Annotated in this window: 16 protein-coding genes; 7 read left to right on the top strand and 9 right to left on the bottom strand. The window is 71.4% G+C overall.

The features are described 5' to 3' along the window. Positions 1-12: 12 nt before the first annotated feature. A complete protein-coding gene (locus SMIR_RS08450) occupies positions 13-204 on the bottom strand; it encodes a gliding motility protein (protein ID WP_348774749.1) in 192 nt (63 codons plus the stop codon). 285 nt (positions 205-489) lie between these two features. Here SMIR_RS08450 and miaA point away from each other — a divergent pair, with 285 nt between their 5' ends. From miaA to hflX, 6 genes are all read left to right on the top strand, one after another. Next, the gene (gene miaA / locus SMIR_RS08445; RefSeq protein WP_168496336.1) at positions 490-1428 is read left to right on the top strand and encodes a tRNA (adenosine(37)-N6)-dimethylallyltransferase MiaA; all 939 of its coding nucleotides are present in this window, start codon (positions 490-492) and stop codon (positions 1426-1428) included. A gap of 102 nt (positions 1429-1530) precedes the next feature. Next, positions 1531-2121: a hypothetical protein gene (locus SMIR_RS08440; RefSeq protein WP_168496338.1), complete on the top strand. Its 591-nt coding sequence runs from the start codon at positions 1531-1533 to the stop codon at positions 2119-2121. A gap of 65 nt (positions 2122-2186) precedes the next feature. Continuing rightward, positions 2187-3056 carry a diaminopimelate epimerase gene (dapF, locus tag SMIR_RS08435; RefSeq protein ID WP_168496340.1) on the top strand — a complete coding sequence of 290 codons (870 nt, stop codon included), beginning with the start codon at positions 2187-2189 and terminating at the stop codon, positions 3054-3056. A gap of 236 nt (positions 3057-3292) precedes the next feature. Continuing rightward, entirely contained in the window at positions 3293-5605 is a 2313-nt protein-coding gene (locus tag SMIR_RS08430) for a RelA/SpoT family protein (protein WP_168496342.1), read from the top strand. Between the two features lie 67 nt (positions 5606-5672). Further along, positions 5673-7154 carry a M1 family metallopeptidase gene (locus tag SMIR_RS08425; protein WP_168496344.1) on the top strand — a complete coding sequence of 494 codons (1482 nt, stop codon included), beginning with the start codon at positions 5673-5675 and terminating at the stop codon, positions 7152-7154. 214 nt (positions 7155-7368) lie between these two features. After that, positions 7369-8865 (top strand): GTPase HflX, encoded by a 1497-nt coding sequence (gene hflX, locus SMIR_RS08420; RefSeq protein ID WP_168496346.1) that lies wholly within the window; start codon positions 7369-7371, stop codon positions 8863-8865. Between the two features lie 200 nt (positions 8866-9065). Here the strand turns inward: hflX and SMIR_RS08415 are convergent, their stop codons facing one another. Beyond that, positions 9066-10295, bottom strand: a complete 1230-nt coding sequence (locus SMIR_RS08415) for a trypsin-like serine peptidase (protein WP_212726833.1) — start codon at positions 10293-10295, stop codon at positions 9066-9068. Between the two features lie 329 nt (positions 10296-10624). Between SMIR_RS08415 and SMIR_RS08410 the strand changes: the two genes are divergently transcribed. Further along, positions 10625-10843: an MbtH family protein gene (locus SMIR_RS08410; protein WP_168496350.1), complete on the top strand. Its 219-nt coding sequence runs from the start codon at positions 10625-10627 to the stop codon at positions 10841-10843. Between the two features lie 133 nt (positions 10844-10976). Here SMIR_RS08410 and SMIR_RS08405 read toward each other — a convergent pair whose 3' ends face one another. The 7 genes from SMIR_RS08405 to SMIR_RS08375 all read right to left on the bottom strand — a co-directional run bounded on the left by SMIR_RS08405 (position 10977) and on the right by SMIR_RS08375 (position 20586). Next, complete coding sequence (locus SMIR_RS08405; RefSeq protein ID WP_168496352.1) at positions 10977-11261, bottom strand: acyl carrier protein; 285 nt, start codon at positions 11259-11261, stop codon at positions 10977-10979. A 47-nt stretch (positions 11262-11308) separates the two neighbouring features. Next, positions 11309-12994 carry an acyl-CoA dehydrogenase family protein gene (locus tag SMIR_RS08400; RefSeq protein ID WP_212726832.1) on the bottom strand — a complete coding sequence of 562 codons (1686 nt, stop codon included), beginning with the start codon at positions 12992-12994 and terminating at the stop codon, positions 11309-11311. Beyond that, positions 12991-14676 carry an acyl-CoA dehydrogenase family protein gene (locus tag SMIR_RS08395; RefSeq protein WP_212726831.1) on the bottom strand — a complete coding sequence of 562 codons (1686 nt, stop codon included), beginning with the start codon at positions 14674-14676 and terminating at the stop codon, positions 12991-12993. Before SMIR_RS08395 ends, SMIR_RS08400 begins: the two co-directional genes overlap by 4 nt. Continuing rightward, entirely contained in the window at positions 14673-16436 is a 1764-nt protein-coding gene (locus tag SMIR_RS08390; RefSeq protein WP_168496360.1) for a fatty acyl-AMP ligase, read from the bottom strand. The genes SMIR_RS08395 and SMIR_RS08390 overlap by 4 nt, the downstream gene beginning before the upstream one ends. A gap of 47 nt (positions 16437-16483) precedes the next feature. After that, positions 16484-17185 carry a thioesterase II family protein gene (locus SMIR_RS08385; protein WP_248003163.1) on the bottom strand — a complete coding sequence of 234 codons (702 nt, stop codon included), beginning with the start codon at positions 17183-17185 and terminating at the stop codon, positions 16484-16486. A 249-nt stretch (positions 17186-17434) separates the two neighbouring features. Then, complete coding sequence (locus tag SMIR_RS08380) at positions 17435-19819, bottom strand: FtsX-like permease family protein (RefSeq protein WP_212726830.1); 2385 nt, start codon at positions 19817-19819, stop codon at positions 17435-17437. Further along, the gene (locus SMIR_RS08375; protein ID WP_168496366.1) at positions 19819-20586 is read right to left on the bottom strand and encodes an ABC transporter ATP-binding protein; all 768 of its coding nucleotides are present in this window, start codon (positions 20584-20586) and stop codon (positions 19819-19821) included. Before SMIR_RS08375 ends, SMIR_RS08380 begins: the two co-directional genes overlap by 1 nt. Positions 20587-20609: the final 23 nt, after the last annotated feature.

The following is a 20609-nucleotide window of genomic DNA, read 5'->3' as shown; positions in this document are numbered from 1 at the left end:
CTCGCGGGACAGTTACGTGCGGGCGCCTTCGCCGGCCTCGTTGTCCGCGGCCTTCTCTGCGGTCTGCTGCTGGGGGATCTCGACATCGTCCGACGCGGCGGACCCCGTGGGCTCGGTCGCGGCGGCCCTGTCTTCGCCCGCGGAGTCGGCCGGGCTCGCGGAGCCTTCGGACTTCTCGGGCGAACCCTTCGCCTCCTCCGTCACCTCCGCCTCGGTATCGGCCGTTTGTGTGTCGGCCTCCACCGCGGCGGTTGACGCCTCCTCCGTAGCCTTCGACCTTCCAAGAAGTCGTGCAAAAACGCCCATATCCACTCCATACGTTACTCGTGAGGGCGAAATCCCGCGTCACCCGGTGCGTCCCATTGCGTCGCACGGGTCACCGGCTCTCGAAAACCGGCGGCTGGAACCTCGCAACAGGCAACGACCCCGGGCCCGTGGCGTCACGTAGCTCGTTCGAGGAGAGGCCCCGAGGTTTGCGAGACTGTGGCGGTGAGTAGCGCACCCCCCGCCCCCCGGGTCATCGCCGTCGTAGGGCCGACCGCCGCTGGAAAGTCCGATCTGGGCGTTTACCTCGCCCAACGGCTCGGTGGTGAGGTCGTCAACGCCGACTCCATGCAGTTGTACCGAGGGATGGACATCGGTACCGCCAAGCTGACGACGCAGGAGCGCGGCGGGATCCCGCACCATCTCCTGGACATCTGGGACGTGACCGTCACGGCCAGCGTCGCCGAGTACCAGCGGCTCGCCCGCGCCCACATCGACGCGCTGCTCGCCGAGGGCCGCTGGCCGATCCTGGTGGGCGGCTCCGGGCTGTACGTCCGTGGGGCCGTCGACAATCTGGAGTTCCCCGGCACCGACCCCGAGGTGCGGGCCCGGCTGGAGGAGGAGCTCACGCTGCGTGGCTCCGGAGCGCTGCACGCGCGTCTGGCCATGGCCGATCCGGAGGCCGCGCACGCGATCCTGCCCAGCAACGGCCGCCGTATCGTCCGCGCCCTCGAGGTCATCGAGATCACCGGAAAGCCCTTCACCGCCAACCTTCCCGGTCACGACTCCGTCTACGACACCCTGCAGATCGGCGTCGACGTCACGCGCCCCGAGCTCGACGACCGCATCGCGCGCCGCGTCGACCGTATGTGGGAGGCGGGGCTCGTCGACGAGGTGCGTGCGCTGGAGGCGCACGGACTGCGTGAGGGGCGTACGGCGTCGCGTGCGCTCGGGTACCAGCAGGTGCTCGCGGCGCTCGCCGGGGAGTGCACCGACGCCGAGGCGCGCGCCGAGACCGTACGCGCCACCAAACGCTTCGCGCGGCGTCAGGACTCCTGGTTCCGGCGCGATCCCCGGGTGCACTGGCTGAGCGGCGCTGCGGCGGATCTCACAGAACTCCCGCAGCTCGCCCTGGCGTTGGTCGAACGACCGGTCACAGCCTGATCACGTCATGGCATCGGGACGCTCCGGCCGCCGTCCGGGCCTTCGGCGCCGTGCCATCATCGAGCTTCGATCGACCAAGTGGAGTCCGAGTTGGGAGGGCGCGTGGCGATGGAGGCCGGCCCTCGCGACACCGCACAGGACGCGGAGCACGACACCGCGCAGGCGCAGCAGAAGCCGCTGGAACCGTTGGATCGTCAGGACCTCGTCGGAGATCGACCGGGCCCTGACGGGGACCGGCTGGGCGGCGACGGTGAGCGGCTGAGTGCCGACGGTGCTCCGCTGAGCTCCGACGGGCCCGACGAGCCTTCCGGCGGCGTGAGCGCCGACGGGCCGGCACCGGACGAGATGGTGCCGCCCGAGGTCGAGGTCGAGCTGCGCCCGCAGCGTCGACTGCGGATCTGGCAGCTCGCGCCGATCGTGATCCTGGCCGCGACGGGCTCCCTGATGTTCGCCTTCCCGCTGGCCTTCGAGTTCGGTGACGGCGGCGCGGTGGTCGCCATGCTCGGCCTGCTGATCTGCTCGTGCGCCGCGGGCTGGGGCATGATGGCGGCCCGCCGGGTCGGCTACGTCTGGCCGGGTCTGCCGCCGCGGGGCTCCGGCCGCCGTCTGGACTGGCGTGTCGTGCTCGCGTACGTCGTGGTGGTCGCGGCGGTGGCGGTACTGGCCGTCTGGCGCGTCGCCCGCCTCCGCTGAGGTCCGCCGTCACCTGGGTCCCCTGCCGGGACCGGGGTGTCGGACCGACCCCGTAGGATCGAGGAATGAGCACGCGGATCGCCTTCCTCAAGGGTCACGGGACCGAGAACGACTTCGTGATCCTCCCGGACCCGGAGAACGCCATCGACCTGCCCCCGACCGCCGTGGCCGCCCTGTGCGACCGCCGCGCGGGCATCGGCGGCGACGGTCTGCTGCATGTCGTTCGGTCCGCCGCGCACCCCGAGGCCGAGGAGATGGCGGCCGAAGCGGAGTGGTTCATGGACTACCGCAACGGCGACGGCTCCGTCGCGGAGATGTGCGGCAACGGAGTGCGGGTGTTCGCGCGCTACCTCCAGCGCGCCGGACATGTGGCCGAGGGAGACATCGCGGTCGCCACGCGTGGGGGCGTGAAGAGCGTGCACCTCGCCAAGGACGGCGGCATCACCGTCGGCATGGGCAAGGCGGTCCTCCCCGAAGGGGACGTCACCGTGAGCGTCGGCGAGCGCAGCTGGCCCGCGCGCAACGTCAACATGGGCAACCCGCACGCCGTCGCCTTCGTGGACGACCTCGCGCACGCCGGCAACCTGTTCACGCCGCCGCCGTTCGCTCCGGCCGCGGCCTACCCGGACGGGGTGAACGTCGAATTCGTTGTCGACCGGGGGCCGCACCACGTCGCCGTGCGCGTCCACGAGCGCGGCTCCGGGGAGACCCGCTCGTGCGGGACGGGCGCGTGCGCCGTGGCCGTCGCGGCGGCCCGCCGCGACGGAGCCGACCCGGCCGTGACGGGGACGCCGTCGACGTACACCGTCGACGTGCCCGGTGGCCGCCTGGTGATCACCGAGCGCCCGGACGGCGAGATCGAGATGACGGGCCCCGCGGTGATCGTCGCCGAGGGCGAGCTCGACGCGGAGTGGCTGGACACCGTCCGGTTCTGAACGGACGTCCCGGACGATGTCGTAACCCCCGTTCCTTCCAGATCCTCGCGTCCGTAAACCCCCTGAACGTTCGCTCGAATGGGTGATCCGTTTCACGCTCGGCGAGAGGCGGTCAGCCGGGCGTGGTGGGCTCGGTAGCATCAAGCACCGGCCCGGACGGGGGAATCGGGACCAACCCCTGAGCCGTGTACGCCATGGGGCACCCCGTCCGCCGGTCTACGCAGCCGGAGGTGCCCATGAGTGCGGAGGCGACGAACCCCGCGACGCCAGCCCCTGCAACGCCCTCCCCCGGGCTCTCGGCTTCTCCCCCACTCTCGACTCCGCTCGAGCGGGGGGACCCCCATGAGCAGGGGGTACCCCCATCGCACCGCAGGAAGAGCCGTCCTCGGATCGATCTGCGCCGCCTCGGCCGCGCCGCGCTGCTCGGTACGACGTCCCGCGACCGGCTGCCCGACGCGATCGGCCACGTGGCCGAGGCACACCGCGCCCACCACCCCGACGCGAACCTGGAACCGCTGCGCCGGGCCTACGTACTGGCGGAGTCCTCGCACCGCGGCCAGATGCGCAAAAGCGGTGAGCCGTACATCACCCATCCGCTCGCCGTGACCCTGATCCTCGCCGAACTCGGCGCGGAGACCACGACGTTGACCGCCTCCCTGCTCCACGACACCGTCGAGGACACGGAAGTGACGCTCGACCAGGTACGCGATGAGTTCGGCGACGAGGTCTGCTATCTCGTCGACGGCGTCACCAAGCTGGAAAAGGTGGACTACGGGGCGGCCGCCGAGCCCGAGACCTTCCGCAAGATGCTCGTCGCCACCGGCAACGACGTCCGCGTGATGTCGATCAAACTCGCCGACCGGCTGCACAACATGCGCACGCTCGGCGTCATGCGCCCCGAGAAACAGGCGCGCATCGCCAAGGTCACCAGGGACGTGCTGATCCCGCTCGCCGAACGGCTCGGAGTCCAGGCGCTCAAGACCGAGCTCGAGGACCTCGTCTTCGCGATCCTGCACCCCGAGGAGTACGAGCACACCAGGGAACTGATCGTCGACAACGCGTCGCGCGCGAGCGACCCGCTCGCCGAGATCGCCGAGGAGGTCCGCACGGTCCTGCGCGAGGCCGGGATCCAGGCCGAAGTCCTCATAAGGCCACGGCACTTCGTCTCGGTGCACCGCGTGTCACGCAAACGCGGCCCCATGCGCGGCGCCGACTTCGGACGTCTCCTGGTGCTCGTGAACGAGGACGCCGACTGCTACGGCGTCCTCGGCGAACTGCACACCTGTCTCACCCCGGTCGTCTCGGAGTTCAAGGACTTCATCGCGGTTCCCAAGTTCAACCTGTACCAGTCGCTGCACACGGCCGTGGCGAGCGGTGACGGCGAGATCGCCGAAGTCCTCATCCGCACCCACCAGATGCACAAGGTCGCCGAGGCCGGGGTCATCGCACTCGGCAATCCCTACGCCCCTCCTTCGGAGGAGCAGTCGGACGAGCAGTCCGAGGGCCGGCCGGGCGGCGGCGGACGCCCGGTGGACGGCGAGCGGGTGGACCCCACCCGCCCCGGCTGGCTCTCCCGGCTCCTCGACTGGCAGGAGGGCGCCCCGGACCCGGACACGTTCTGGTCCACGCTGCGCGAAGACCTCGCCCAGGACCGCGAGATCACCGTCTTCCGCGCCGACGGCGGCTCGTTGGGCCTTCCGGAGGGCGCCAGTTGCGTGGACGCCGCGTACGCGCAGTACGGCGAGGACGCGCACGCCTGCATCGGCGCCCGCGTCAACGGCCGCCTGGCGACGCTCAGTACGGTCCTGAAGGACGGCGACACCGTGCAGCTCCTCATGGGCCAGGACCCCGCCTCGGAGCCCTCCAGAGAGTGGCTGGAGCACGCGCACACGCCCGCCGCGCGGATCGCCATCCAGCGCTGGCTGGCCGCACATCCCTCGCCCGTCGACACGGAAGACCTGGCGGCCAGGGAAGCCCCGGAAACCCACCAGACCCCGGCCGCGGCCCTCAGGCCGTCCGCCGAGGCACCCACGGCCCGCCCCACGGACGCATCCGCCGCCCGCCCCACCGACGCCCCTGCCGCCCGCCCCGCCGCCGCGAACGCCGTCGTCGACCAGCCCGGCGCCTCCGTACGCCTCGCGGGCTGCTGTACGCCCGTACCGCCCGACGAGGTGACCGGCTTCGCCGTACGCGGGGGAGTGGTGACCGTCCACCGCGTGGAGTGCGCCGGAGTGGCGCGCATGAAGAGCTCGGGGCGCGCGGAGGTGGAAGTGCGCTGGGGCGACACCACCGAGTGCCGGGTCACGCTGGTCGCCGAGTCCTTCGGACGCCCGCATCTGCTCGCCGACCTCACCGAAGCCATCGCCCTGGAGGGCGTCGCGATCGTCTCGGCGACCGTCGAACCCCCCAGCCAGCAGCGCGTACGCCACACGTACACGCTCCAACTCCCGGACGCGGCCCACCTTCCCAGGCTGATGCGCGCGATGCGGAACGTGCCGGGCGTGTACGACGTGAGCCGGGCGCAGCACGCGGCGGCTGCCACGCCGTAGCACCCGATCGGGTGGGTCCGGCGCGAGTCGTCCTCGTGGGGCGGGTGCGCGCTGGTAGCCGTGGTCCATGCTGCTCACCCCCCGCACCAGGAACCGTCGTATCCAGGGGGCGCTCCTCGCCTCCGCCGTCTCGGTCTGTCTCGTCGCCGCGAGCGCCCCGTCCCCGGCCACGCCCCTCGGTATCGGTGACCGCCTCTTCCCGTACCTTGGCAATCCCGGGTACGACGTCAAGTCGTACGACCTCTCCTTCACCTACCCCGGCGTCAACGACAAGTCGCTGGCGGCCGTCACCACGATCGACGCCGTGACGTCCGAGCGGCTTGAGCGCGTCAATCTGGACTACACCCACGGCAAGGTGGAGTCGGTCGAGGTCAACGGTGCGCCGGCGACGTTCACGAACGGCGGGGAGGACCTGGTGGTGACGCCCAGGGATCCGGTGCCCGCGGGCGGCTGGATGCGGATCACCGTGCGGCACTCGAGCGACCCGGTCACCACCGGCAACGGGGACGGCGGCTGGGTGCGGACGAAGGACGGCCTCGCCATGGCCAACCAGGCCGACGCCGCGCACATGGTCTTCCCGTGCAACGACCACCCCTCGGACAAGGCGATGTTCACCATCCACGTCACCGCGCCCGACGGGTACACGGCCGTGGCCAACGGACTGCCCAACGGGGTCGACCGCGCCGGCAAGTCCACCACGTGGACGTACCGCACCGCGCACCCCATGGCCACCGAACTCACCCAGGTGTCCATCGGCCGCTCCAGCGTGCTGTACCGCCAGGGTCCCCGCGGCCTACCGGTCCGCGACGTCGTGCCGACCAAGGACCGCGAGCTGCTCGAACCGTGGCTCAAGAAGACGCCCGACCAGATCGCCTGGATGGAGAGCAAGGTCGGCCCGTACCCCTTCGAGACCTACGGGCTGCTGATGGCCGAGGCGCAGACCGGTTTCGAGCTGGAGACGCAGACACTCTCTCTCTTCGAGAGAGGCCTCTTCACGGAGCCCGCGCTGCCGAAGTGGTACGTCGAGTCGATCATGGTGCACGAGCTGTCGCACCAGTGGTTCGGCGACAGCGTCAGCCCCCGCGCCTGGTCCGACGTGTGGCTCAACGAGGGACACGCGACCTGGTACGAGGCCTTGTACGCCGAGGAGAAGGCGGACAAGCCCATGGAGACCCGCATGAAGGCGGCCTACCGTGCCTCCGACTCCTGGCGGGCCGCCGGAGGGCCGCCCGCGGCGCCCAAGGCGCCCTCCCCGGGGCAGAAGATCAGCATCTTCCGGCCGAGCGTCTACGACGGGGCCGCGCTCGCCCTGTACGCGCTGCGTCAGGAGATCGGACCCCCCGCCTTCGAGCGCCTGGAGCGCGCCTGGGTCGCCGTTCACCGGGACGGCACGGCCACGACCGCGGACTTCGAGCGGCTCGCGTCCGCGCTCGCGAACCGTGACCTGAGCGGGTTCTTCCAGGCCTGGCTCTACGGCACGAAGACGCCGCCGATGCCCGGGCACCCGGACTGGAAGAGCGACGCCCCGAAGGCACGCAAGGGCGCCTGAGAACTCGGATGACGAGACGGGACGTGCCGTGCGACCATCATCAGGTCGGCGGCGCGGCCCCGCGGAGGGTTGGCCCGGCGGAATCCGGGAATCTCCCGGTGGTCCCGGACGTTCTTCCTTGTGACGGGCGGTGTCCGTCGCCGAGCAGGCTTCACCAGTGACGCCATCGATACCACCAGTGACGTATCGGTGTTCCCATCGACGTAAGGATCCAATGACCTCCTCTTCTTCCCCTTCCCAGGACGCGCAGAGCCTCGCGCAGAACTACCCCGAAGGTCTTCGGGCCGATGCCCTGATGGAAGAGGACGTCGCCTGGAGCCACGAGATCGACGGAGAGCGGGACGGCGAGCAGTTCGATCGCTCCGAGCGCGCGGCCCTGCGCCGTGTGGCGGGCCTCTCCACCGAGCTCGAGGACGTCACCGAGGTCGAGTACCGACAGCTCCGTCTGGAGCGGGTCGTCCTCGTCGGTGTGTGGACCACGGGAACGATTCAGGACGCGGACAACTCGCTCGCCGAGCTGGCAGCCCTCGCGGAGACCGCGGGCGCGCTCGTGCTCGACGGCGTCGTCCAGCGCCGGGACAAGCCCGACGCGGCCACGTACATCGGATCCGGCAAGGCCAACGAGCTGCGGGACATCGTCCTGGAGTCCGGCGCCGACACCGTGATCTGCGACGGTGAGCTGAGCCCCGGCCAGCTGATCCACCTCGAAGACGTCGTCAAGGTCAAGGTCATCGACCGTACGGCCCTGATCCTCGACATCTTCGCCCAGCACGCCAAGTCCCGAGAGGGCAAGGCGCAGGTCGCGCTCGCGCAGATGCAGTACATGCTGCCGAGGCTGCGCGGCTGGGGTCAGTCGCTGTCCCGTCAGATGGGCGGCGGCAAGGGCGGCGGCCTCGCCACCCGTGGTCCCGGTGAGACCAAGATCGAGACGGACCGGCGTCGTATCCGCGAGAAGATGGCGAAGATGCGCCGGGAGATCGCGGACATGAAGACCGGCCGCGAGATCAAGCGCCAGGAGCGCCGCAGGAACAAGGTGCCCTCGGTTGCCATCGCCGGGTACACCAACGCGGGCAAGTCCTCCCTGCTCAACCGCCTCACCGGCGCGGGCGTGCTCGTCGAGAACGCGCTGTTCGCGACCCTCGACCCGACCGTGCGTCGGGCCGAGACCCCGAGCGGGCGGCTGTACACCCTGGCCGACACGGTCGGGTTCGTACGCCACCTGCCGCACCACCTCGTCGAGGCGTTCCGCTCCACGATGGAGGAGGTCGGCGACTCCGACCTGATCCTGCACGTGGTGGACGGCTCGCACCCGGCGCCGGAGGAGCAACTGGCAGCTGTGCGCGAGGTCATCCGCGACGTCGGTGCGACCGACGTGCCCGAGATCGTGGTGATCAACAAGGCGGACGCGGCCGACCCGCTGGTCCTCCAGCGGCTGATGCGGATCGAGAAGCGTTCCATCGCGGTCTCGGCCCGCACCGGGATGAACATCGACCAGCTGCTCGCGCTCATCGACAACGAGCTGCCCCGCCCCTCGGTCGAGATCGAGGCGCTCGTGCCGTACACGCACGGCAGGCTGGTCGCGCGCGCCCACTCCGAGGGCGAGGTGATCTCCGAGGAGCACACCCCGGAGGGCACCCTGCTCAAGGTGCGGGTGCACGAGGAACTGGCGGCGGACCTTATGCCGTACGTTCCGGCGCCCGTCGCGCTCTAACCCTCTCGTTGCCGCCCGCAGCGACGTACGAAGGCCCGCCCCCTCTCGCAGGGGGCGGGCCTTCGCCACTGTGGCCGGGCGATTGAGGACGAACGCCGGTGGAGCGGTGAAGGTTTCTGTGCACCACCCCACCGGCGCCCGTGCGGCCCGTGTGCGAGCCCTGTCAGGCCCGTCGGGTTACCGGCCCGCGCATCGTCGTCTCACTGGCTCGCGAACTTCTTGCTCACCGAGTCGTACACACCCTTGGCGACCGAACCCAGGTGCGGACCCGCCAGCCAGCCCGCGCTGACCGGGCCGATCGAGGTGTTGGACACCAGGGCGGGCTTGCCGTCCGACCCGGTCGCCACCCAGCCGCCGCCGGACGAACCACCGGTCATGGTGCACCCGATGCGGTACATCGTCGGGTCCGCCTTGGCGATCGACAGCCGGCCGGGCCTGTCGGTGCACTGGTAGAGCTTCTGCCCGTCGAACGGCGCCGCCGCAGGGTAACCGGTCGCCGTGATGCTCGCGACCTTGGGCACGGCCGGGGCGTTGAAGTTCACCGGGAGCGCCGAACCGACCGTCTCCTCGAGGGACTTGCCGTTGCTGCCCTTCTCCGGCGTCACATGCAGGACCGCGTAGTCGTACGACGCGCCCTGGCCGCCGGTGGAGCCGCCCTGCGCGATCCACTGGTCCGAGGTCTGCGCCCAGTCGCTCCACCAGACGCCGTAAGGAGCGACGTCCGTCCTGGCGGCGTTCTGCAACTGCGCGGACGTCCTGCCGGCGTTGTTGTACGAGGGTACGAAGGCGATGTTGCGGTACCAGCCGCCCTTCTTGCCGGCGTGCACACAGTGGCCCGCGGTCCACACGAGGTTCGACTTGCCCGGGTGCGCGGGGTCCTCGACCACGGTCGCCGAGCAGACCATCGTGCCCTCGGGAGAGTCGAAGAACACCTTGCCCGCCTCGGGCACGCTGTCGTGGTAGGCGGCGCTCACGGCCTTCGCCGCCACGGGCGCCGGAGTGGCGTCGGTGACGCCCTGGTCACCGGAGAGGTCGTTCTCGTCGACGCCCTTGTTCTTGTCCGGGTCGTCGGCGCCGCGCATCCGGTCCGGGTTCCACAGCCCCTTGATGATGGGGTTGACGAAGTCGTTGGCCTCGCGCAGCCAGTCGTCCTTGTTCCAGTTCTTCCAGGCGCCGTTCTTCCACTTGTCGATGTCGATCCCGTGCTCTTTGAGCTTGTTCTTGATGTCGTCCGGGACCTTGATCTTGTCGTCGCCGCTCTGGGACGCCGACGCGCCGGCCTGGCCGCTCGCGTTGCTGTCGCCCGAGTTGCAGCCGGTGGCGGTCAGCGCCAGCGCCGCCGTCAGGCCGACGGCGGCCAGCACGGGGGAGGTTCTGCGGCGCGCGCTCCTGCCTCGACGAGCGGCGAAGGGCGGGCGTATGGATCGCATGGTGTAACTCCCCCTGGACGTAAGAGAACCTGTCAGGATCCGTCGATCCGGAGTCCCTCGGGTACGGGACACAGGTGCATCGTTCGGTGTCTCTGAACGGCACCACACACTATGCGCTCGCTGTGGGGGACATCCTCCGGAACGGCAACGGTTTCGCTACGGGCTGCCTGATCCGGCCGGCATCCAGGGATGTGATCACCCATGGCCGAGATCTACTTTCGCGAGGGGCCTGCACGGGGGCTGGGCGGCAGCCGCCGTAGGAAACCTGTAGAGCGGCTCGCCAGGATCGTTGGGACAGCAGTTCCGTACGCGTTTGTGAGGTGTACACCGTGCCGAATCCGTTCGAGAACGACGACGCGTCCTACTTCGTCCTCGTGAATGACGAGGGTCAGCACTCGCTGTGGCCGGCGTTCGCGGAGATCCCGGCCGGGTGGAAGGCGGTACACGGCGAGGACACACGCGCCGCATGCCTGGAGTACGTGGAGCAGCACTGGACCGACATGCGTCCGCTCAGCCTGGTCCGCGCCATGGCCGGCGACGCGTCCTGACCCGTACACCGAGGGGGCCGTGGTGGCTTGGACCACCACGGCCCCCTCGGCGTATCGGCGTACGGGCACACGGGTGCGGCCTCCTTCCAGGCTCCGTGGAGGCAGGGACCCGGAAGGAGGCCGCGGATCGGCGTCAGGCGGCCTCGCGGGGCAGCTCCTCGTACGCCGCCAGCAGGTACTTGGCGAGCTGCGCGATCGTCGGGTGGTCCCACACGGCCGTGGGATCGACGCTGATCGCGAGCCGGTCCTCGACATCGGCGGCGAAGGCCACCACCGCTATGGAGTCCAGACCGTACTCGCCGAGTTCCCGGTGCGGGTCGACCGGCTCCTGCTGGTCGGGCAGGTACTGGCCGAGGCGTTCCAGGAGCCAGTTCTCCATCTCCTCGAGGTCGGCCGGGGCGAAAGCGTGGATGTCCATCTGATTGCTCCTCAAGTGTCGCGGGGTTCTTGGCGGGTCGGGTGCGGTCAGCGGTACGGACGTGCGGACAGCCCGAAGCTCACCGAGCGGTCCGCGCGGTCCAGCAGCTCCTCCACGAGCGGGCCCTCCGTCTCGGCGGGCACGTCGTCGGACCGTCCGGCGCCCATGCCCCCGAGCCGGGTGAGCGCGGCCACCAGCCACTCGGGCCGGGCGAGGAAGCCGCCCTCCGGGGCATGCCGGGCCACACCGACGCACGCGGCGGCGGCCAGGGCGGTGGCGTATCGGGATGCCAGGTCGCGCACCTCGACGGGGGCGGCGATCGACAGATCCTGCGGGCCGAGGCTCGCGCACGCGTCGGCGACCGCCGCCAGGCCGCGTGCGTGGCTCTCGACCAGCGGGCGTACCGGCTCCGGCAGGTCGTCGTCGAGAGCGGCGGCGAGCGAGGGGGCGACCGAATCCCGCCCGCCCGTCATGAGCCGCAGCCCGGCGAGGTCCAGGGGCGGGAGCTCGGCGTCCGGGGTGAACAGCGCCGCCGGGGCCGGTGCGGCGTTGCGCCACGCGCGGCGGGCGAGGACCGGCAGCTGCGGAAGCATCGCGGACAGGCAGGCGGCGCGGGCGATGTGCCCGAAGCCGATCGGCCTGATGTCCCGCGCTGTTTTCTGGAACACCGCGTGCTCGCCGTCCCGGCGGTAGAACTCCGCACCCATCACCAGCGACAGCTGCTCCAGGGTGTCGAGCAGCACGCCCGCCAGGAGGTACTTCACGGCGGGCGCGTACAGGCTGCCGGACTCCGGCAGCAGGTGCAGCGACCGGGCGGCGACCTGGGCCAACGCCTCGCACAACAGGAGGTCGGTGAACGCGTTGGCGAGCGTCGTGCGCACCATCGGGATGTCCGCGACGGCCCGGCCGTAGAGCCGGCGCCGGCGTACGTGGTGCAGGGTGACGCGGAGCGCGGTGTCGAGCATCGCGGTACTCATCGCCGGGAGGGCGACTCGGGTCAGCTGGAAGGCACGGGCCGTCGTCTCCAGGCCGGTGCCGGGGGCTCCGAGCAGTGCGTCGGTGCCGACCGGGCAGTCGTCCACCGTGATCCCGCCGAGGCGCACGCCGCGCATCCCGACCGAGCGGAACCGCGGCAGGAACCTGACCCGGCCGGGGTCGAGTTCGGTCACCGGCACGAACAGCTGCGAGCAGGAGCGCGGGCCGCCGCCGGGGTCGGTCCGGGCCAGGAACACCACGGCGTCGGCGCGGTCCAGATTGGAGATCGTCTCCTTGCGGCCCTTCAGCACCAGTCCGCCCTCGGCGCGCCGGGCGGCGAACTCGACGGAACCGACGTCGTTGCCGTGGGCGAGCTCGTGGAAGGCACAGGAGATCTTGCCGCCGGCCAGCAGTAGCTCGGCCGCGGCGCGGCGTTGGGTGGGCGAACCGGCGGTCCACACGTTGACCGAGCCGATCAGCGAGCTGGAGCAGTGGCCGAGGCCGAGACTGGGGTCGCGCCGGTACACCGACCGCATCAGCTCGACCAGGTGGTCAACCCGCTCGAACCGGCCGCCGAGCCAGTCGGGTACGAACTCGGCGAGAATCCCGTACTCGTCCAGCAGGGCGGCACCGGCGGCGGGGGTCTCCTCGCGCTCGTCCGCGGCGACGACAGCGTCGAATCCCACCGGGTTGGCGGGATCCCAGGGGTCCCCGAGCCGCTCCTCCAGCGTGTCCATGCGGGTACGGATATCGGTCATGCCGGCACCCCCGCGGGTCTGCCGAGGAGTCCCACCCGGTCGCCCTCCGGGGTCAGCAGCAGGCTGCCGAGCCGGTTGAAGACGGCGGACGCCTCCGGGGGCCGCACGCCGAGTCCTTCGAGGACCAGGGCGAGACAGCCCGCCAGCCAGCCGCCGTCGCGCCACCAGCCGTGGTCGTGGTGCTGCGGGTTCGCCGCCCACAGCGCGAGGGCCGCGGCTCCGGCGAAGCACCATTCGTAGCGTTCCGCCATGCGCATGGCTGCCGTGGTCGGCGAGCCGGTGGTGGCGCCGACGCCGGCGATACGCGCGTCCAGGTCGGCGTACGCGTCGAGCAGCCGCGCGGCCAGGGAGGCCGTGCCGTCCGGCATGTCCGCCGAGAGCCGGGCCACGAGACCGCCCAGCCCGCCCAGGATCGAGTCGCCCCGCGCCAGCACACCGAGCCGCAGGGGATCGAGGGCGGCCGGCTCGTGGTCCTCACGCAGCCACTCGTGCGCCGGGAGGCCGGCCGGCGCGACAGGACGGCGACCCGGCCGGAGCAGGGGAAGGGTCGCGGCGAGCGCGCTGCGGTTGACCCAGGTGCTGCCGTCGAAGACGGAGACGATCTGGTGGTCCCGCTCGATCTTGGCGAAGCCTCCGTAGCCCTCCACCCCGGTCAGGAAGCTGCGTGCGCCCAGCAGTTCGCCGATGAGCCGGAGCTGGCCCTGGACGAGCGTCGGCACCAGGGCCTTGGTGACCGCGGAGACGACGCTCAGCTCCTGCGGGATCTCGTGGGCAGCCCGGGCCGCGGTGAAGGCGACGGCCTCGGCCAGTAGTTGGCGGGCCACCGCGCGGCCGGTGACGGCGCGGGCGTGCGGCAGGTCGCTGAGGGGACGGCCGTGCAGCCGGCGCTCGCCCAGGAAGTTCCTGATGATCCGCAGGCTGTGGTCGCCCGCGCCCAGTGAAAGCGCGACACAGGTGACCCGGGTCAGTTGCAGGGTCTTCAGCACGAGTTCCAGGCCGCCACCGACGGTGCCCACGAGCGAGTGGGAGGGGACCCGGGCGTCGACGAACTCGATCCCGCTGATGTCGGCGCCGCGGATGCCGTGGGTCGGCATCTTGGGCAGGTGCCGTACGGATCCGGGAGCGGTGGCCCGCTTGTCCACGAGGAAGAGGCTGAAACCACGCGGGCCGCCGGCCGGGTCGGTGCGCGCCAGCACGCTGACGAAGCGGCCGCGGGTCGCGTTGTTCACCGGCCACTTGCGGCCGGACAGCCGCCAGCCCGAGCCGTTGCGGGTCGCCGTGAGCGTGCCGGCGAGGAGGTCGCTGCCTGCGTCGGGCTCGGTGAGACCCCAGGCGACGGCCTCCCCCGCCAGGACGTGCCGGGCCAGCAGAGACATGGGCCCGCCGTCCCCGGCTGCCCACACGGACGCGGCGCCGAGGAAGGTCTTGCCGTGCGCGACCGCGACGGTCATGTCCCGCGCCGCCACCGTGCGCAGCAAGGTGTGCACGTCCTCCAGGCGGGCCAGTCGCCCGCCGTACCGGGTGGGCACGTAGTAGGCGGGCAGACCCCACCCGTCGAGTGCGGCGCACGCCTCGGCCGGGAAGGACTCCGCTTCGTCGTGCGCGGTCAGCAGCGTCGGCTCGAAGGCGCCCCCCGGCCGTGACCAGCGCTCGACCTCCCCGGCGAACTCCAGTGTGCTCACTTCGCTCCCCCTGTTGCGGACATGACCGCGTCGGGCTGCGGCCGGTAGCCGTCCGCCCACAGCGGCTCCAGCTCGCCGCGCAGGTACAGCGAGCGCATCGCGGACCGCTGGACCTTGCCGCTCGTGGTGCGCCGCACTCCACCGCGTCGCATGAGCAGCACCGAGTGGGCGCGCAACCCGAACTCGCGGGCGACGGTGCTGCGCATCTGTGCCGCGAGCACGGCCAGCTCCCCTTCCGGGGACCGGCGGCGCACCTCGTGGATCACCACCAGGTGGCCGTCCTCGCCGTCGGGCGTGGGCACCGAGACGACCGAGCCCACCGTGTCGCGCAACGGCTCGTGGTGCAGGCGCAGTTCGTGCTCGATGTCGTGCGGATAGATGTTCCGGCCGCGGATGATCATCATCTCCTTGATGCGGCCGGTCACATACAGTTCCCCGTCGACCAGTACGCCGAGGTCCCCGGTACGCAGGAAGCCGCTCTCCGCGCCCAGCCGCTGGCCGAAGGTGGCGGCGGTCGCCTCCTCATTGCGCCAGTACCCCTGGACGACCGACCGGCCGCGCAGCCAGATCTCCCCGACCCGCCCGGACGGCAGCCCCTTGCGGGAGCCGGGATCGACGATCCGGACCTCCAGGTCGCGGGGCACGCCCAGGCTGACGAGGGCCCGGCCGTTGCCGTCGGCGGCCGGCTCCACCCGGTTGCGCTCCAGCGCCTCGGGGTCGCAGCGCAGGACGACGGGACGGCGGTCCGGGGACGTGGACACGAGCAGGGTCGCCTCGGCCATGCCGAACGAGGGCGCGAAGCGCTCCGGCCGGAACCCGGCGGCCGCGAACCGCTGCGCGAAGGCGTCCAGCACCCCGGCGTTGACCGGCTCCGAACCGCTGCCGGCGTACGTCCAGCGGGACAGGTCGAGGCCGCCGAGGTCGTCGTTCGCCATCCGGGTGAGGCACAGCTCGTAGGCGAAGTTCGGCGCCGGGGACAGGGCGAGGTCGAAGCGGTCGACCAGCTCCAGCCAGGCGCGCGGCCGGCGCAGGAAGGCGGCGGGGGACATCAGGGCGGTGCCGAAGCCGGCGAGCAGAGGCGTGAGGATGATCCCCATCAGGCCCATGTCGTGGTAGTTGGGCAGCCAGCCGCCGTACATCTGCCCCTCGCGCGGCGGGAAGGCCTCCGAGGTGCTTGCCGCGTTCGCCAGCAGGTTGCCGTGGGTGACCACGCTGCCCTTGGGGTCGTTGGTCGAACCAGACGTGTACTGGAGCACGGCCAGGGTCTGCTGGTCGGCGGGGAAGATCTCGAAGTCCGCGGCGTGGCGGGTGAGGTCGATGGGCAGGGAGAGCACCGGCACGCCGAATCCCTGCTGCTCCGCCCAGGCGAGGACCACGTCGCGTTCGTCGGGCGTGGTCAGTACGCAGCCGACGTCGGCGTCGTGGGCGATGCCGAGCACCCGCCGCTGGTCCTGCTTGTAGCGGCCGGGCATCGAGGAGGGCACCGCGACCATCCCGGCGTAGAGACAGCCGACGGCGGCGGCGATGAACTCCGCGGAGGTCGGATGGAGCAGCAGGACGCGGGAGCCCACCGGGCAGGTCCGGCGCAGTTCCTGCGCGAACACGCGTGCAGCCTGGTCCAGTTGGGCGTAGGTGAGCCACTGGGCGGACTCGGGTTCCACGGGATCGCCGACGATCGCGACCGCCGGCCGGTCGCCGAGTTCGCGTGCGTGCCGCTCGAAGATCTCGGACACGCTGGTCGCACCGACAAGGTCAACCATGCTTCGTGTACTCCTGTGTCGAGGGGTCGGGGCCCTGCCGGTCCGGCTCACGAAGCGCGCGGGGTGGCGGGACGGCGGTCGGGCAGCCACGGAACGAGGGCGTCGAGGACGGGTTGTTCGTCCGCGAGGTAGAAGTGGCCCCCGGGGAAGGCGCGGACGCCGAAGGCGCCGCTCGCGCAGGCCCGCCACTGCTTCAGGTCCTCGGGGCTCACGTCGGGGTCCGCCGTGCCGCCGAGGACGAGCAGCGGAGCGCGCACGGGCACCGGCGGTGTGCGCAGGTAGCGGGAGACGAGCCGGAAGTCGGCGCGGATCGCGGGCAGGACGAGTTCCAGCAGCTCGGGCGCGGCCAGCAGTTCGCCGAACGAGTCGTTGATGCGGCGCAGTTCGTCGATCAGGTCGGCGTCGCTCAGCTCGTGCCGGTCGTGCTCCTCCCGGTGGTTCGGGGCACGCGATCCGGACACGGCCAGCAGATCGACCACGCGCCCGTGCCGGCGCTCGAGCTCGAGTGTCACCTCGTAGGCCACGACGGCGCCCATGCTGTGCCCGAACAGCGCCAGCGGCTCGGACAGGAAGGGTTCGAGGGCGTCCGCGACGGGCTTCACCAGCTCCGTCATCGACGTGGCCGCGGGTTCCCCGAGCCGGTCCTGGCGGCCGGGGTACTGCACCGCGTGCACCTCGACATCGTCCGGCAGGGACGCGGGCCAGTCCCGGTAGGCATGCGCGGTGCCTCCGGCGTGCGGGGCGCACACGAGCCGGCACCGCGGCCGGCCCACCCGGTTGCACGCCCTCAGCCACCGCGACTGCGTCCGCAGATCCGGAACGGTCACTGTCATCGCCTCCCATCGCGCTTGTCGCCAAGCACAATGAGCGGCACTATCCGCCTTCTATAAGCTGCGGTTCCGCTTGTCTATAAGTCCAGGTCGACTCGTCCATGAGGCCCGGCGGACACCGCGAAGGGCCCGGGGGAAGCCCCGGGCCCTTCGCGGTGTCCGGCCGGTCTATGCGGCCTCCCGGCGCATCGTGCGCCAGGTGACGGCCACGCTCGCGACGATCGCGAGGACGATCGAGCCGAAGACCACCGAGGCGACCATGGACGGGTTCAGACGCAGGCTGACGTCGGTGGCCGTCGCCTGGGACAGCCCGGACGCCATGCCGGCCAGCGGGCCCAGGGTGACCAGGACTCCGAGCGCCGCACCGATGGTCGCGACGAGGGAGCTCTCGGCGACGGAGAACACCAGCAGCTGCCGTACCGTACCGCCGGCCGATTTCATGACGGAGAAGTCGCGGCGACGGCTGTGCGCGGACATGCCCATGCTGTTGGCCACGGCTATGCCGCTGTAACCGACGGCGATGACGATCAGCATGGTGGCGAGGCTGTCGGTCAGCTTCGCGTCGGTGTTGTAGTCGTCGAGCGCGTACTGCATCGCGTCGTGCACGGCCGTGCCGGGGAGGGCGGTGGCGGTGGTCTTCGACTTGGCCGGGACGAAGATGTCGTCGGTGAGCGCGGCCGGGTCGTGCAGGCGCACCAGCGACCGGGCCACCACGAAGTCACCGCGGGCGGGGTCGTCCGCGAGGACCTGCGCGATGCGCAGCTTGACCGTCGTCCCGTCGGCGAACCGCATGTCGTGCTCGTCGCCGGCCTTGACGCCCAGGAAGGCCGCCATGCGCTTGCCGAGCACCGCCTGACCCGGCTTGTCCCAGCGCGGGTCGCGCGAGCCGAGCGCGTCGATGACGCTGAGGTCGCCGCCCTTGTCGCGGACGAAGGCGCGGGTGGGCAGCGCGGCCTTGCCCACCGGGTTGGCGGCGACCACCTCGTCGGTGTTGCCCGGGGTGCCGTCCGGCGTCACGATCACCTGGCCCGCGAGCTTGACCGCGTCGCCCGCCGGGTAGGCCACCCGCATGGTCTCCACCATGCCGCTGAGCAGGACGGCGAAGCCGACGGCGGCGATCACCGGGGCGGCGAGGGAGGCGGCCCGGCGCGAGTTTGCGCGTAGCTCCGCCCGGACCAGCAGCGGGGTGGCCGAGCCGGCCCGTTTGAACGGCTCGGTGAGCAGGCGTCCGACGGGCCCGACGAACACCGGTGCCAGCAGTGCCGCGGCCACGATGAGCACCATGGTGGCGAAGATCGCCATGTTGATCCGGCTGTCGGCGCCGACCGATGCGGTGACGATCGCGAGCACCACGCCGAGGCCGAGCACGGTCAGGCCGCCGATCCAGCGCGCGCGGCTCATGCTCCCCTGGTTCGCCCGGCTGTCCAGCAGGGCGTCGATCGGTGCCACCTTGGCGGCCATCCGGCTGGCCGACCAGGCTCCGACGACGCTGACGCCGACCCCGATCGCGGCGGCCGTGAACAGCGGCCACATCGCCACGCGCAGCTTCAACTCCGGCGGTGTGACGTCGAGTCCCTTGAGGATGTCGCGCAGCAGCGGCGCGGCGGCGATGCCCGCCAGGCAGCCGGCCACCGAGCCGAGCAGGCCGATGACGCCGGCCTCGCCGAGGACCATCCGGCGCACCTGGCGCGGGGTCGCGCCGATCATCCGCAGCAGGCCGATCTCCCGCCGCCGCAGACCCGTGGCCAGGACGAGCATGGAGGCGACCACGAAGACGGTGGTGAACAGGCCGAGTGCGGCCATGGCGCTGATGAGCTGTGTGCCGAGGAACCGCTTGTGCTCCACGTACTTCGGCTGGAGCGTCGAGCGGCCGTCACCGGTGACCACGGTGCCCTTGGTGCCGACGACGTCCTCGGCCTTGGCCTTGACGGTGCCGACGGAGGCGTCCTTGCCGGTGAGGACGGCGATGGCGCCGACGCCGGGCTGGTGCCGTGCGGCGAAGTCGTCGGTGAAGTAGTAGCCCGGTCCGTCGACGGTGCCGACGACGCGGAACTCGGTGCGGCCGGCGGTGATGTTCACGGTGAGGGTACTGCCCGTGGCCACCCCGAGGGAGCGGTCCACCACGACCTCGCGGTCCGTGGCCGGGGCCCGTCCGGAGACGAGCTTGTACGGGGCCAGCCGCACGCTCGACCAGCCGTGGCCGGCCTCGTCGGCGCCCTCGTCCTCCACCGGCTCGCCGCCGCGGAACGCCTGCGCGTAGAAGGAGCGGTCGACGACCACGGAGTCCACGCCGGGCACCTTGCGCAGCCCGTCGACGATCGGCTCTGCCTCGCCGCGGCTCCAGGGCACCCGGTCCTTGGGACTGCCGTCCTCGTCCACGGCCTGCTTGGGGACGGCGAGCGCGGGCGCGGCCGCCAGACGGGACTGGACCTTGGGAAGGGACGAGTCGTAGATGATCAGCGTCGTCGTGATGAGGGCGACGCCGACCAGTACGGCCGCGAAGGCCGCGAGGAAGCTGCTCCAGCGCTCCCGGACGTTGGCGAAGACGAGCATCACGCCTCCAGCCGTGCCATGTGGGCGGCGATCGAGGCGGCGTTGCGGGTGTCGGATTCGCGGCTGAGGCTGATCCGGTCCGTGACGCGGCCGTCCTTGAGGAACACGACGACGTCGGCGACCGCGGCGGCCACCGGGTCGTGGGTGACCATGAGGGTGGTCTGGCTCTCCTTGTCGACCAGCATGCGCATCATCCGCAGCACCTCGCGCGAGGTGACGGTGTCCAGGGCGCCGGTGGGCTCGTCGGCGAACAGGACGTCCGGCCGGGTCACCAGGGCCCGGGCAAGGGCGACCCGCTGCTGCTGACCACCGGACAGTTCGCTCGGGCGGTGGCTCGCGCGCTCCGACAGCCCGACCGCGGCCAGCGCGCCGGCGACCTGCTCGCGATTGACCCGTCGCCCGGCGAATCGCGAGGGCAGTTCGACGTTCTGCGCCGCGGTCAGTGACTCCACGAGATTGAAGGCCTGGAACACAAAGCCGATGTGGTCGCGCCGCAATTTCGTGCGCTCCCGCTCGTTCATCTGCCCGATGTCGACCCCGGCCACCATCACCCGGCCGTCGGTGGGCCGGTCCAGACCGGCCGCGCACTGCAGCAGCGTGGATTTCCCGGAGCCGGACGGCCCCATGATGGCGGTGAACGTTCCCCGGGGAAAGCCAATGGAAACGCCGTCCAGTGCAGTGACGGAGCGGTCGCCGGCTCCGTAGACCTTACGAACGGTGTAGAGCTGGACCGCATCGGATGCGGGCGCCTGCCTGGTAGTGGTCATGATGACGATTCCACCGGAGGGAC

The organism is Streptomyces mirabilis (assembly GCF_018310535.1).
GTDB lineage: Bacteria > Actinomycetota > Actinomycetes > Streptomycetales > Streptomycetaceae > Streptomyces.
Note: the sequence above shows the minus strand (reverse complement) of the source record. Positions and strands in the feature narration are given on the sequence as shown.